The organism is Marinobacter sp. BW6, assembly GCF_008107725.1.
Classification (GTDB): domain Bacteria; phylum Pseudomonadota; class Gammaproteobacteria; order Pseudomonadales; family Oleiphilaceae; genus Marinobacter.
Genome location: NZ_VIRN01000037.1, coordinates 476,830 through 490,638 on the forward strand (window position 1 = coordinate 476,830; position 13,809 = coordinate 490,638).

General features: G+C 57.7%; 12 protein-coding genes. 1 reads left to right on the plus strand and 11 read right to left on the minus strand.

From position 1 onward, the window contains the following. Window positions 1-81 precede the first annotated feature (81 nt). From FMN52_RS03740 to FMN52_RS03790, 11 genes are read right to left on the minus strand one after another with little or no spacing between them, the layout of a single operon-like run. Window positions 82-387: a hypothetical protein gene (locus FMN52_RS03740; protein ID WP_148607363.1), complete on the minus strand. Its 306-nt coding sequence runs from the start codon at window positions 385-387 to the stop codon at window positions 82-84. 15 nt (window positions 388-402) lie between these two features. Next, window positions 403-972: a tetratricopeptide repeat protein gene (locus tag FMN52_RS03745; RefSeq protein WP_148607364.1), complete on the minus strand. Its 570-nt coding sequence runs from the start codon at window positions 970-972 to the stop codon at window positions 403-405. Beyond that, window positions 959-3,844 carry a tetratricopeptide repeat protein gene (locus tag FMN52_RS03750; protein ID WP_148607365.1) on the minus strand — a complete coding sequence of 962 codons (2,886 nt, stop codon included), beginning with the start codon at window positions 3,842-3,844 and terminating at the stop codon, window positions 959-961. Before FMN52_RS03750 ends, FMN52_RS03745 begins: the two co-directional genes overlap by 14 nt. Further along, entirely contained in the window at window positions 3,837-5,789 is a 1,953-nt protein-coding gene (locus FMN52_RS03755) for a hypothetical protein (protein ID WP_240339382.1), read from the minus strand. Before FMN52_RS03755 ends, FMN52_RS03750 begins: the two co-directional genes overlap by 8 nt. A gap of 8 nt (window positions 5,790-5,797) precedes the next feature. Further along, complete coding sequence (locus FMN52_RS03760; protein WP_148607366.1) at window positions 5,798-6,349, minus strand: AraC family transcriptional regulator; 552 nt, start codon at window positions 6,347-6,349, stop codon at window positions 5,798-5,800. A gap of 19 nt (window positions 6,350-6,368) precedes the next feature. Next, the gene (locus FMN52_RS03765) at window positions 6,369-7,529 is read right to left on the minus strand and encodes a DUF3570 domain-containing protein (protein WP_162851850.1); all 1,161 of its coding nucleotides are present in this window, start codon (window positions 7,527-7,529) and stop codon (window positions 6,369-6,371) included. Next, window positions 7,516-7,752, minus strand: coding sequence for a DUF4266 domain-containing protein (locus FMN52_RS03770; RefSeq protein ID WP_148607368.1), 237 nt, complete (start codon window positions 7,750-7,752; stop codon window positions 7,516-7,518). The genes FMN52_RS03765 and FMN52_RS03770 overlap by 14 nt, the downstream gene beginning before the upstream one ends. An 18-nt stretch (window positions 7,753-7,770) precedes the next feature. Beyond that, window positions 7,771-8,268: a TlpA disulfide reductase family protein gene (locus tag FMN52_RS03775; protein WP_148607369.1), complete on the minus strand. Its 498-nt coding sequence runs from the start codon at window positions 8,266-8,268 to the stop codon at window positions 7,771-7,773. 17 nt (window positions 8,269-8,285) lie between these two features. Then, on the minus strand, window positions 8,286-8,930 hold the full coding sequence (locus FMN52_RS03780; RefSeq protein WP_148607370.1) for an outer membrane beta-barrel domain-containing protein: 645 nt from the start codon (window positions 8,928-8,930) through the stop codon (window positions 8,286-8,288). Continuing rightward, the gene (locus FMN52_RS03785) at window positions 8,900-9,652 is read right to left on the minus strand and encodes an SH3 domain-containing protein (protein WP_148607371.1); all 753 of its coding nucleotides are present in this window, start codon (window positions 9,650-9,652) and stop codon (window positions 8,900-8,902) included. The genes FMN52_RS03780 and FMN52_RS03785 overlap by 31 nt, the downstream gene beginning before the upstream one ends. Before the next feature lie 22 nt (window positions 9,653-9,674). Then, entirely contained in the window at window positions 9,675-12,377 is a 2,703-nt protein-coding gene (locus FMN52_RS03790; RefSeq protein WP_148607372.1) for a PD40 domain-containing protein, read from the minus strand. A 170-nt stretch (window positions 12,378-12,547) separates the two neighbouring features. Here FMN52_RS03790 and FMN52_RS03795 point away from each other — a divergent pair, with 170 nt between their 5' ends. Continuing rightward, complete coding sequence (locus FMN52_RS03795; protein ID WP_148607373.1) at window positions 12,548-13,783, plus strand: hypothetical protein; 1,236 nt, start codon at window positions 12,548-12,550, stop codon at window positions 13,781-13,783. The last annotated feature ends 26 nt before the right edge of the window (window positions 13,784-13,809 follow it).

The window sequence follows — 13,809 nt, forward strand, 5'->3', positions numbered from 1 at the left end:
CGGGTAAGTTCGCGAAAGTCTGTGTGAGGGTTTGTTTAATCTTGCGCAGGGACACACTCAGGATGCGACAGGCATCACACTCTATTCCCCAGCTGCTGCCTGGGTCTGCCTGATGAACGCTTCGTGGTACCTGATAAACCGCTGGAACTCGTAGCGCTCCAGGGGCCGAAGGCCCTGATCAACCATCAGGCGTTCCTCCGGCGCTCGCAACTCGTCCACTTCCGGTGGCTGCCAGGGCACCAGATACATCACCGTGGGCACTTCCTGATCGCCACGGATTCGTGTGCCTTCGATGGTTACAACACCCGGGGCGTCCTGGGCGTAAAGCATCGGCGCCGTGGGCAATAGCGCAGAAACTGCGAGAGCGATCAGCGCGGGATGTTTCATATCATCTTTTCCACATCAGATTCTGTTTTTCGCATCGAAGATCCAGTCCTCCAGTCTCGGATGCGGCTCGCTGGCAGCCGATTGATAACGCTCATAGAGGTCAACCGCATCCGCAGGATTACCCAGGTAGATATCAAGCAGGAAGGCCAGATTAAGGATTGCAGGCGCGTAATTCGGATCCACGGCCAGAGCCGCCCGATAATAGCGTTCCGCTTCATCGAATTCTCCGGCATTCCGGGCAATCACGCCCAGATGATTCAACGCCTGGACATGTTCGGGATTTACCGCCAGCGCGCTCTCAAACCACTGTGTCGCGGAATCGGCATCTCCTTCCTGGAAAGCAATGATGCCAAGGTTGGCCATGGGGCCGGCCTTCTCCGGATATGCTATGGCCAATTGCTCGAAACGGGACTGGGCTTCCGCAACGTTCCCCTGCTCCATGACCTGGACCGCCTCGTTGAATGAGGCTTCAAGGACAGCCTGCTCCGCCTCCCCCTCAGACTCTGGCGATGTCGGAGCCGTCACGCATCCGGACAACACAATCATGACTATCAGACTGGCTCCAAAGGCCCTAATCCAGTTCATAGACAACCCCCGAGGTCACTTCTTCTTTCCGGTAACGACCCGGCAACAGGACCCTCAGGGCCTCGTAGCTGCGTCTGACCCACTCATCGAAAATGCCCTCCCGGGCTCGCCGGATGTTCTGCTCGTGGATATCGATGGCGTTGTCCTCAAACGGGTAAGCCTGTTCTTCCAGCAGAAGCTCGTACTGGGCCAGTTCAAGTTCGCTTAACCCGGTGGGCCGCTCCGAATCCATCAGGTCAGCGCCGAGCCGTCCATAGATGTGGGCAATCTGGTAACCGGCCTCGGTCGAGAACGAGGAGAGTCCGTAGCTGGCGGTTTTCTGGTAGGCATTCACTGCTGTCTCGAGCGCATCGGTTTTTGCTGTCATGCTCTGGTTCAGCGGCAGCGTCAGGCGAATGCTGTCATACCGGGCAAGGGCGTCGCGGGCAAGGATTGCAGAGGCGGATGCAGCGAGGTAGCGCATGCGGTCGTCCACCGCGTCCGGGTTACTATCCACTGTTTCCATCTGCTTGCGCAGCCAGTAATCCCGTTTTCCGGTATCACCCTCTTCCTGATAAAGCTCGGACAGCCGATAGGCCGCTTCCATGTAGACATCCACCGGTTCCGGATGGCTGTTGGCATAACTGCGCCAGGTGTCGATCGCCTTTTCCCGGTTCCCGGACTGATCGTAGAGTTCCGCTGCAATCAACAGGTTTTCCCTTCGCTCTTCAGGCGTGCTGGCCAGGGCAACCATTCGCTGAAGTTCGTCCGCGGCTCGCTCCCACTGCGCCGTTTCACGGTAGGCCAACGCCAGTTTTGCCGGGACCGTGTCAATCAGCTCGTGGTCCGGGAAAGACCGCCGGAATCCGTTAAGCACACTGATGGCCTGATCCCAAAGATTGGCGGTCATAAGAAGGGAGGCAGCGTCATATTCCGCGTTTGCCCGCAAAACGGATTCGGGAACGGCAGTACCGACTCTCAGGAATTCGCTGACCGCAGCCTCCACATTGCCGGCATCAGCCAACTGCTCTGCCTGCCGATAGACCGCTGCGGCCAGATTTTCACGCACCCCGCTTCTGCGTTCATCGTCTTCAGACATCGTCGCCAGGGCATCGCGGTATGCCTGTTCCGCCTCCGCGTATCGAGCCAGTTCGGACAGACTGTGGCCAGACAATAACAAAGCTTCTGTCGTTAACTCGGATGGAGGCGCCGGCTGCCAGATAACAAGGCGGGCCGCCATGTTGACGGTCTCTTCCCAGTTGTTCTGGTCAAACTCCCGCTGCAGCGCAATGTAAAACACGGCAGGTGCCCGGGGGTCACCGGGGAACGCGTTTGCAAACCGCAGTCGGTTCAACTGCTGTAGCTCCTGATAGGCCACCTGTTCCGATACGGGCTGGTTGCCCCATGTCTTTGCATACTCCCGGAAGGCCAGTACCGAAGCATACCCTGCTTCAGCTGCTCGCTCGGGCACCTGGTCCTCGGGATAGTCATAGGCCACCCGCTCAAAAGCTGCGATGGCCGACGGCCAGTCTTCCAGTTCCAGGTAGGTCTCACCCAGGAGGAAAAGGCGCTCAGGACTGCGGGGGTGATCCGGGAAGGTAGCCGCAAATTCGGCGTAATAACTGGCGGCTTTGCGGTAGTGATCATCCGCCTGCTGATCATCTGTGGCCTCCCCCGCCAGGAGGTACTGACGGTCAGCCAGTTCCGGCAACAGCTGTTCCAGCTGTTGCTCGATAAAGCCAATCACGTCGGGGCCCGCAGACTGCCAGTAATCGCTGTAGAGTCCGTAAAGGCTGACAAAGCCGGCCTTTCGTTCAGGGATGGTACCGGTGAAGCCGGCGAGCTCCAGGGTGTCGATAATCCGGATGTGGTAGCGGGGCGCCCAGGGACTCGCCGGATGGTCTTCTATGTAGGCCTCAAAGACATTGATCGCGTCGCTGTATTGCTCTCTCTCCAGCAAAAGCTCGCTGTAGCGATCGTAGACCAGGATTTCGTAAAGACGCCCACCAGTCTGACGGAATAGCGCCTGGAGCGTTTCCGCTCCGTCAAGGTAAGACAGGGACAACCCGACTACCCGGAACAGATCCTCGATCAGGGTCTGGCTCCGCTGATCTACATCCGACACCGGTTGCCCCTCAGGCATCACCAGATCAAGCACTTCTACATAGCTGAACAGGGCCGCCTGGTATTGCGCCTGTTTGAAGAGACTCCAGCCTTTCATGTAATGCGCATTCACCAGAAACGAGGCATCGGCCATGCGTTCCTGGCTGGCGAGGGTAACCTCGTCGAACGCCTGCTCCGCTTCCTGGTATCGGCCATCGATAAACAGCAGATCCCCCCGACGGAACTGGGCTTCAATCCAGTATTCCGAATCGGGGTAACGGCGGACCAGGGTATTCAGAGCTTCCAGCTGTTGGGGCGTCGCACCCCGAAGCTCCCAGGCCCTGGCAAGCTGATAGTAGATCTGATCATTGCCTTCACGCTCTGGATATTCCGACAGCAGCCTCTGGTAGGCATCGATAGCACCAGAAAGCTCATCGACGGCCGTATCGGCCATTTTCCGCTCCGCCCGCTGGAACTCCAGATCGGCCAGGCGATGCCGGATGGTGACCTGCTTCCGGGGATCGTCCACGAGTGGCAAAAGCGCCTTGTAGCTATCCATCACCGTGTCGATGGAAACATCGCCCGCCCGCTCGCCGCCAGCCTTTATACCTTCACTATCTTGCCGGTTTTCGATCGCCGGAAGCGCTGCCAGGGTACCCTCGCGGACCAGGTGCATTTCTTCGTCGCCGGCGGGCATCATCGACTGCAACATCTGGCAGCCACTGGCCATGACAAGGGCCCCGGCAATAACAAGCCCTTTAACAGTCTTTTCAAGCGTCCAATTACTCATCACCGGCACCTGCACCTGCACGTTGCGATGCACGGAAAAGCTGGTCCGCCAACCTCGCCTGGGCATGGCGGGAAGCCAGCAGATAACCGTTCAGCTCTTCCTGCTGGGCTACAAGCATGCTGTCTACCTGGCTCAGAAGGGCTTGCCGGGCATTGCCCAATGCATCAGCCACCTCTTCCCCAAGAGTCGCTAGCTCCCGCTCACTATCAACAATGCGTCGAGCCAGCTCATCGTGGCGGGCGTCGTCGGCCATCAGCGTTTCAACCCGTTGCCGCTGGGCCTGAAAGTGCTCCATCTCACGATCCAGTTCCCGCAACTGTTTCTGCGCCTCCCAGCGATTCACGCCATAGTCATCCGCAATCCACCAGTCGAAGTAGGCACGCATCCTCTGATAGGTCGCGCGCTGACTAGCCGTGGTCGCGTCGTCAGGCAAGCCCGCCAGAGTTTCTTCAACCTCATCAAGCTTGTCTCTGAGCGCCTTTTGTCTGGAAGTCATAAAGAAACCGGCATCCCCGTCTGACAGGGCAGAGGAAATCTTCTCCCTGAAGCCCTCGTGTAACAGCTGCCACTGATCCGCCTGCTGGTTTTCCAGCGCCCGACGAGTCTGAGCAATACGAATCTGCCGCTGCTGTTCTCGGGTCGCCAGCATGATCCGGAAGGATTCGAACCGGGACTGTCGCTCAGCGACGAAAGACTGCATCCGGTAGAGTTCGTTCAATTCGGCAAGGGCCTGCTGGAACGTCTCCGATGCCAGCACTTCCGCCATACCGAAATCGACAGGCTGCACGCGCAGTCGCCCGTAGGAGTCTGTGAGAATCCCGTCGCTATCACGGCTGAAATCTAGCTGCGCCATCAGAGTCTCTTCACTGAGCCGATCCCGGATGTTATCGAGCGCCTCGATACGGGCCTCGTAATGGTCGGCTGCCTTTTCAAAGGCGGGCAATGCTCGCTGCGGCCTGTTCATCTGTTCAAGAACGTAGGCCCGGGCAAACGGAACCTGCTGCCTCCACGGCAAAAACAGATCCCGGTTCGAGAGGGTATCAAGGGCATCGAGTGCTCGCCGCGGCCGGCCCTGTCCGGCCGCGGCTACGGCGTAGTCGAAAAGGGCCTGATCGGCGAACATTCCGTTCAACGGCATGTCACCAAGGACATCGAGGGCCGCCTCGAACTGATTGGCCCTGAGATACAGCCGGGCAAGTGACAAGCGGGCCCTGCCCAACAGTCCCTCGCGTTCGGTCTCTGGCTCGGCAGAGTCGGTAGACTCGTCAATGACGGCGATAAGTGCCTGCAGTTCCGCCTCGGCCGCGACGGTGTCTCCTGCAGCCAGGGCGGAAACAGCTGAATTGTACTGGAGGTAAAGGGACCAGATATCCGTGTCTTCCAATTGCATTTGGAGCGACGCCAGCTCCGATTCCTCCTCGAGCCTGGAATCCATCATGGCCAGTCGGGCTCGCAGATATATCCACTCGCGGAACAGGTCATGGTTGGCCTCAGCCAGTATGTCGCCATCCACGCGCTCCAGATTCTTGCTGGCCAGTCCATGGTCACCCTGGAGATAAAACACCTTGCCCAGATAGAACCAGGCCTGATTGCGGACATCCGGAGAAAGAGTGCTGCCCGTGCCGTCATCTCCCAGCAATTGCGTAAACAGCCGGCTGGCCTCACGGGTCATCCCCCAGGACAGCATGAGCCCGCCCTCTACCAGAGCCGGGTGGTCACCATGACCATCAATGCCGCCTTGTTCACGCGCAACCGCCAGCTGGGTCAGAGCCTCAAAGGCGTTTCCCTGATGGTATTCATAGAGTACCCAACCGTACCGAAGGTCCTTCGCACGCTCAGGTTGCGACTCCTCTGCCTGGGCCGGAGCAATTATCGTCAGCCATAACCAAGCACCCGTGAAAAGTATCGGGCGACCTCGAAACGGCTTGCTTACTGTCAATCCCACGACGCGGCTTACTCCCACTCCACGATGGATACGGAGGGCTGATAGTTGGTTGAGCGATCCTCAACTCGGATTTCCAGAGCGGCGGTACCAGTACCCTTCTCAAATTCCAGGGACGCGGCCTGTTTGTAGGGCCGCTGGTCTGGCCCAATTCCTTCAATGAACGCTGTCATCTCGTGGACTCCAGTTTTCAGGTTGCCCACGTACAACCGCTGCATACCGCCGCGTTCTAGAGCAGCCACCTGGCGCTCCGTATAAAGATGAGAGGCAACAATCTCGTCGTCGACCTTCAGCTTTACCGCGTCCAGCTTCAGGAACTTTCCGGTATCCACGCTGAGAAATACGGCAACCTGGGTGTTGGCCGGAAACAGCAGGTCCTCCTCAAGGATAAACAGGTCCCGATTCAGGCGGATCACCTTCTTCTTGAGGGCCTCCACCTGCTCGGCAACAGCTGTGTCATCGCTCTCCGCCTCGGAAGTGGTCTGGGCGAATACGGGGGCTGTCAGGGCGAGAGTCAATGCCGCTAAAAGAGCCGTGAATCGATGGGTCAAGCAAGTGGCCATGGTCGTTCTTCCTGCGTGCTCAGTATTCAAGAATCAATGACGCCCTGGTTACGTAGGCATCGAAGGCATAAAGGGGTTCTTCGCCGGGGAGGTAGTCTCCGGCTGCGGTGACATCCCGGAAGTTGTCATAATCAAAATTCAGCCAGTCCACCAGGAGACTGAACTGCAGGCGATCAATACCGGGGAGAGACGTCTGTTTCCATTCATACACCGCGCCTACCGCCAGGGTGGTCCCAGAGAGAGAGCTAAGCTCCTTGTCCCGGGCAAGGTGTGTCTGGGAGTTCTCGAACGGAAAAAGGTCGCTGTAAAAATCTGCCTGGCTCTGGCTGTAGTAACGAACGGAACCTTCAAGGGTCCAATGCTGGTTCAGTCCGTGAACGTATCCGAGTTCGACGGTGTGGGCATCGATGCCCCAGGTATCCGAGAAATAGCGATATTCACCCCGGATCGACGCCCGATAAGGCAGGTAGTAAAGCGCACGCAAGGCCAGGGATGTGCTGGTTCGGGTTTCCGGATAACGTTCCGGTTGGTACAGGAACGCCGTGGAATCGTTGGGATCGACGTAGCGATTCTGACGATAGGGGTTCTGCAGGAAACCCTCATCCGTTACTACCTCAAGGTCCAGGCCTACCAGACTGTTGCGGGTGACAACCTGGCTCAGACCCAGCTGATAGTTCCGACGATCGGCTTCCTCGCTGAAGGAGTCGTTACCAACCCGGCCAACCTCGTCCCAGCCACTGGCATAGCCCATAGTGACCGTGGACATACCCCCGAAGAATTCCTGACTGACAGAAAAATAAACGGTATTGGCTTCGTAATCGTTCTCCGTGCTGTTGGTAAAGCCCAGACTCAGAATGGATTTATCGTGCAGGTAATCCACGCCAAAGCTGTACTCGTTGCGCTCTTCCTCGTAGGGACTGGCCGTGGCAAGGACATCCACCGACGCGGCCGACACGGAATCGACATAATATTGGCCGGACAAAGAAACCTGAGAGCCGATACCTTTGCGCACCAACACTGACGGACCGTCGATGACCATGCCACCGCCATCATAGCGGTGATAGAGAACATCCACGTTATCAACCGGAAGGGTTGCCGCAATTGCCGGATGCCCGGATAGCAGCAGAGCAAGCAACACGAAGGCGGACCGCACTAACCGTCTTCTTTCAGTTGCAGCCACAACCACCTCCCGAACCACCTTCCGCTCCCCTTGCAGATTCCCGGGACTGGTAAACGTGATGCATGTAGGAGTCCGCTTTGCCATGACGGCTGAGACTCATGACCGGATCCGCCAGATTATCCCGCTCGTAGGGTTTCACCCACGGCTTTACCGAACTGCATCCAGAAACCGTGAACGAGGCGACCAGAAGAGCGGAGACAGTGAAGATCGACAAACTACGCATAAACGTTCCGTCCGAAAATTACTCGCGCACCAGTTCGCGAATCTGCTGTTCGTATTCGTCTTCGTACCCCGGCTGGTATCCGTAATGGAGGTACCGGGCATTGCCATCGCGATCAATCATCACGGTCGTAGGCATGGCCTGCACTTCATACAGTTCACTCACCGAGCTCTCCGGATCGTAGAGGATCGGGTAATTCACGGGCACCTTGTCCAGGAAGCGATGCGCCTCCTCCCGATTCTCATCCACATTGACCGCCAGAATCGTGAAACCGAGATCCTTGTATTGGCTGTACAACTCATCCATCAGGGGCATTTCCTGGCGGCAGGGCCCGCACCAGGAGGCCCAGAAGTTCAACATCACCACTTCACCACGATGATCCTCCAGCCTCAGGTTCTCCCCGGAACGGCTTTCCAGGGTGAAATCCGGAGCCGGGACATTGATCGTCTCGGCGCTGGCCAATGGGCTAAGACCGGCAAGGATGCCCGCCACTGCAAATGCCTTTATGGATGCTTTCATAGCGATTGCTCCTGTATTCAGAAAAAGACCGACAGGCCAGTGCTGACCTCTGTGTTCATGGAAGTTTTCTCGGCCCCCAGAACATCAATGCGGTAGTAGTGCTGCCGTACGCCAATGTGAACAGAAACGCTGTCCGTCAACAGCACCTGATAGCCCGCACCGGCATTCAGGGTGAACCGGGTATCACCGGCAAAATCGGTGGCTCCGGCCCCTGCGATCAGGTAGAAATTGGTGTTGAACGCATAGTTTTCGGTGAGGAAGGCCTCGCCCGGCAGCACGTTGTAACCCAGGTTGATGTTGTAGTAGCTGTAATCCCGCTCACTGTCGGTGAGCACCTCCACATTACCGGCCAGCCTCTCAAAACTGGTTTCTCCGCCCTCTGCGAAGCCGACTCCGGCCTCGAAGAAGAAAGACTCGCTCAGGTGATAGGTGAGCTTGCCGCCGAAAAGCATCGACGACTCGAAGTCTTCGATATTGAGCACGCCCACAAAAGCGCCGATTTCAAAGTTCTCGGTGTCAATCAGCGCCTCGGTGACCGGCACTGGGGTAACATCCGGCTCGATCAGCGGCCGATCATCCTGGGCCTGGGCGGCCGCGGCTACGCATAGCCCTGCCCCGAGGCACAGCGGTTTCAGAAAAAGATGCTTAGTCCGATTTTCCATTCTGTCGCTTCTTCGTTGGTGGACCGGGTAGTGAACACTTTGTAGTCCTTCACTTCGGCACGGATGAAATATCGATCGGTGATGTAGGCGCGGATACCAAGTCCGGCATGGCCAATACTGTTATCCCGCTCTTCGGGCTGAGCCAGAGTGGCCTTGGGATCAACCCAGATATGCCCGAACCCGAGGGTAAAAAAGGGTGAAACCCGCCAGTGCGGAAATGGCTGATGCACCAGATTCGCATTGATCATTCGAATTTCCGACGCGCTGCCCAGAATCTGAGAAGCCCAAAGCTCGGCCGAAAGGTTTTGGGTCATCCAGAAGCCGCCATAGCCCGCGGTGACTGCGGCACCATCAAACTCACCCATCATCAAACCCGCTTCGACCCGCCGGTTACCAAAAGACTCGAAATCCGGTACCTGAAGCTCTACCCGGTTACCCGTGGCATCCATGGTCTGGGCGATATCGGCAACGGCGACCCAGCCTTCCCGGCCCCGGGAGTCCGTCACTTTGATCCAGCTGGTCTTGCGTTGGAGAATGGTCAGCCATTCCCCTGCCTCGCTGGTATGGAAAACCGGGTAGCCAGTTGCCGGGCCGGTTCGCCAGGCAACATATGGCTCGGTCACCTGCACCTGAGCAACGTCCTCGTCACCCTGACCCCACAGCCAGCCAGCCCAGCTCTGGGCCGGCAGAAACAGAATAAACAAGAGAATGGCAATGGGCATGACGAGGGTTTCAGTCCTTGGATCAGTCTTCAGGGGCATCAAAAGGATTGTTGAAATACTGGCCACCAATATCCAGCCATTCTGCGATCAGTCTAAGTTCAGCAGGTGTGAGGAAATCCCTGTGTGTTCCGCCTTCGGCGAATACGTCGAAGAAATCACTGACACGGGCGCCGTTGACGGACATTGAGGCCTGCACCGGCACCGTCACCAGGATCGGTTGCTCGTCTCCGTTGGCATCCAGAATGGGGTTGCCTTCTTCGTCCCTCAAAACCTCTCCGGAGTCCACGAGCACATCTATCAGGGCACCGTTCACCAGCTCCTGTTCGCTATCAGGGAAAAGCAGTTCCCGGTAGGCGTTGAAATGTAGCGGCTCATCGGGTGATGGCCCATCGCCCAGATCCAGTTGGCCAGCCGGCACCTGCTGAGCGTCCGCCGCATCAATGTCGGTATGACAACTGGTACACGTGTAGTCATCCACTACCGCCATGGTGTCCGGGTCTAGTACCTCCCGATTGAGGCTCCATAGGGGATGAATGTGCTGCTCGTAGTTAATCACAATCCGGCAATTCGGCGCCCAGTCGGTTGCACAAACGCCAGATATGGGGGGCGGTGTCTGCAGATCGGCATAAGCGTAGGCAAAGCGCTCGGGTTTGGGGTCCACTACAGCACCGGACCACTCATCGGCATAAACCACGTCCGGCGTCGGCCGGCGTATATCGTTAATGCGGGCAAACACCTCGGCCATGGTTTCCCCCATATCGGTAAAAAGGCCAGAGTCGGTATTCGGGAACGGAATGCCCGTGGTTGTTGCCCCACCCCAGACGGGGCCCGGACCGGCATCCGCTCTGCCATGGGGTGTCGGACTGTTCGGGTTATGGCAACCTGAGCACTCGAGGGTCTCCCCGGGGCGCACCGTCAGCCAGTTCTGGTGACGGTTACCCATTACCCCATCCATACGCCGCCCCTGCTCATCGAGAATACTGATGGCAAACGCAACATTGGCTGGCACTGCCACCTTCACCGAGCCATCCGGCTCTATGGGCACATAACCCAGTATTTCCCGCATCAACTGAGCGCGGCTCCGCCCGAAAGCGCTGTTATCGAAATCCCTGACGTTGTCATCAGGGATCGCCACGGCCTTCTCCAGACGCAGGAACCGGGCGGGACGCTGATCGGGCGGTGTCTGCATCGGATCGGCCATCACGTCAATGCCCGCCGCTGTGGTATCAACACCGTCAATATCGTACACACTGCGAATGTGCAGGACGCCATAGCCGGCATCTCCCAGCGCACCTTCAGGACCCGTAAACTGGGATTCTGGAATAAAACCCTCCAGCGACCGCTCCTTCATCAGAACCGCTTCATCAAACTGGACACCTTCCACTGGTGGGACGACCGGCCGCTGGGTTTCACTGCTGATATCCAGAAGCCAGAGACCGTACACGGGCTCTGCGGGCTGATAGTCTTCGGATTGAAGACGATCTTCCGTGCAGTTGACGATCCGGGCGGTTGCTGTTTCCCGCAACCGGCAGGGCGTCCAGCTGACAAGGTACCGGTTGGTACCGTCCAGCAATGGCGAGACCGACGCGTAGCTCCCTTTCAGCGAGAGCTGTCCATCCAGGCCAACCCCGGGCACAAGCGAACGTTGCCCTGCCCCCTCGGTTCCGTCAGTGCGCAGATTGGCCTCTACAAACTGCTCAACGTTCACCTCCGCGAGTACCGAGGCGTAATCATCAGTCTCAAAAGGCCTCAACTGGACCAGCAAATCGCCGCTGTCTGACTTGCGAGGCTGCAGGTACTGAATGTCGTTTACTTCGGGCACAGAGTCATGGGAATGACGGCCATAAAGATAGCTTACGCCGGTTCCGTCGGGGTTTACGCGATAGAGGTTTACACCGTTATTGCGGGTCTGGCCGGCATTGTCCCAGCGGCTGAACACAATGGTGCCGTCGTCCGCCACCATGGGGTCGAGGTCGTGGCTCTGGTTGAACGTGATCTGCTCAATGTTCTGGCCATCCTCATCCATCACATGCAAAACAAACGCAGGGCTGTCACCGTCCTCATCCAGTCCGGAGTACTGGGGCTTACCTTCATCAAGCAAGATTGCTTTGGAAATCCGCTGACGGGTGGAGGAGAAAACGATCCTGCCATCAGGCAGATAGGCGGGCGCAACGTCCTGCCCCGCCCCCGCGGTCACGTCCGACTCAATGATCCGTCGCAGCCCGTCGGTGCTAACGTCGTATTCCCAGATATTCCAGGTTGGCTGATCCTCGTCGTCTGCGTCCTCGATCTCCGGCGCGCGCATGGCAAACAGCAATTTCGAGCCATCGTGGGACACGTGGAGGTCTTTCACGTCGTAGCGCAACTGGCCATTGTCATCGAGGAATTGCGGCCCGGCGAAGGCCCTGGAGGCTATATCCTGTGTTTCGGCATCGGCAGTGGCGCTGGCCTTCAGAAGCAGTCGGGCTCCGGGACGGAAGGCCGTAGGGTCCGCCAGGTTGTCCTCCACGAGGGCACCGGTGTTTTCGTCAAACAGCAAGGCCCGCTCCACATAAGCGACCGGGTTCTCCACAACGACCGGATCCGCCTGCTGGCTGTCGCTGCTCGAAAAGCAGCCGGACAGCACCGCCAGCGAGCCAAGCGCAAGAGCCAGACGAGCACTCTGAGAGATCGGTAGACCGGAAGACTTAATTTCCAACGTGACAAACCCTGTTTTGGATGACATTCCATGACATAAATTAAGTCGGTTCGGAGGGCAGGCTCCAAGGCTTTTACGTAACCTAATGTAATAACGTGGCCTACAACTCAAAACGGAGGATATAGCAAGCCGTAAACTTTTAACAAATGTCAAAAACCATTAATGTGCGAATGCTAACGATCACCGAGGGAAAGGACATGACCGGCCGGAACAGGATCAGAAGCCTGATCAGCAAGGCTTGCAGTACCGCAGTTCTCGTTGCACTGGTAGCTGGGCAAGCAAGCACCACTCAGGCCGGCCCCAGGGAACAGGCCAAACGAATCCACGACCGCATTGCTGGTGTGCCCCCTTCCGCCAACGTCCTTGACGCCATGGAAAGCGATATCGTCTCAGGCAGAGCGGTCGACGCCGCATTCACTGCCATGAATGACAGTGCCTTCTACGACGTCACCCTGAAGAACTTTGCAGCCCCCTGGACCAATGAGGCCATGTCTAAGTTCGTGCCCTTAAACGATTACATCGCTACGGTGATCGGCCTGGTGAGGGACGGGCAAGACTTCCGCAAAGTTCTGTATGACGATGTACTCTACATTGGTGATCCCGCCCTGAACCTGCCGAATTACTCCACCAGCAACAACAGTCACTACGAATCCCTCGAAAACAGCGGAGCCAGCCTCAAGAACAATCTCGTCCGTAGGACCCAGTCAAACCTGACCGGCCTGCCCACCTCTGCCACCGCAGGCGTTATTACCTCAAGAGCTTCAGCCCGAGCGTTCTTCAGTGCCGGCACCAACCGGGCCATGTTCCGCTTCACGCTGATCAATCATATGTGCAACGACCTGGAACAGGTTGCGGACGTTACCCTCCCGCCAGACCGCATTCGCCAGGATGTGTCCCGCAGCCCGGGTGGTGACAGCCGGGTCTTCCTGAACAACTGCGTGGGCTGCCACAGCGGCATGGACCCAATGACCCAGGCGTTCGCCTACTACGACTTCGAATACGACGCCAACGCCGACCCTGACGGGGAGCTGGGCAGGCTGGTCTATAACACCATTGGCGAGACCGACCCTGAGACCGGATCCAGAGTTCAGGCCAAGTATCACATTAACGCTGCAACCTTCGAGCAGGGCTATGTAACGCCCGACGACGCTTGGGATAACTACTGGCGCGAGGGTGCCAACCGCCGTCTGGGTTGGGATCAGTCACTGCCGGGCTCTGGTAGCGGTGCCAAGAGCCTCGGCATGGAGTTTGCCCATTCCGACGCTTTTGCAGAGTGCCAGGTAAAGAAAGTGTTCGAGAATGTTTGCCTGCGACCTCCTTCGAACAGCGCAGACCGCTCTCAGGTAAGCAGTATGGTTACAAGCTTCGCAAGCCAGGGTTACAACCTGAAGCAGGTATTCGCAGAATCCGCTGTGTATTGCATGGGGGAGTGAGGACGCTATGAAAACATTTAAAGGAA

Excerpts from the sequence above, each read along its gene's own strand:
- FMN52_RS03760 (WP_148607366.1), bottom strand. The coding sequence starts at position 6,349 with ATGGCCACTTGCTTGACCCATCGATTCACGGCTCTTTTAGCGGCATTG.
- FMN52_RS03780 (WP_148607370.1), bottom strand. The coding sequence starts at position 8,930 with ATGGAAAATCGGACTAAGCATCTTTTTCTGAAACCGCTGTGCCTCGGG.
- FMN52_RS03795 (WP_148607373.1), top strand. The coding sequence starts at position 12,548 with ATGACCGGCCGGAACAGGATCAGAAGCCTGATCAGCAAGGCTTGCAGT.
- FMN52_RS03790 (WP_148607372.1), bottom strand. The coding sequence starts at position 12,377 with ATGTCATCCAAAACAGGGTTTGTCACGTTGGAAATTAAGTCTTCCGGT.
- FMN52_RS03770 (WP_148607368.1), bottom strand. The coding sequence starts at position 7,752 with ATGCGTAGTTTGTCGATCTTCACTGTCTCCGCTCTTCTGGTCGCCTCG.
- FMN52_RS03785 (WP_148607371.1), bottom strand. The coding sequence starts at position 9,652 with ATGCCCATTGCCATTCTCTTGTTTATTCTGTTTCTGCCGGCCCAGAGC.
- FMN52_RS03745 (WP_148607364.1), bottom strand. The coding sequence starts at position 972 with ATGAACTGGATTAGGGCCTTTGGAGCCAGTCTGATAGTCATGATTGTG.
- FMN52_RS03750 (WP_148607365.1), bottom strand. The coding sequence starts at position 3,844 with ATGAGTAATTGGACGCTTGAAAAGACTGTTAAAGGGCTTGTTATTGCC.
- FMN52_RS03740 (WP_148607363.1), bottom strand. The coding sequence starts at position 387 with ATGAAACATCCCGCGCTGATCGCTCTCGCAGTTTCTGCGCTATTGCCC.
- FMN52_RS03775 (WP_148607369.1), bottom strand. The coding sequence starts at position 8,268 with ATGAAAGCATCCATAAAGGCATTTGCAGTGGCGGGCATCCTTGCCGGT.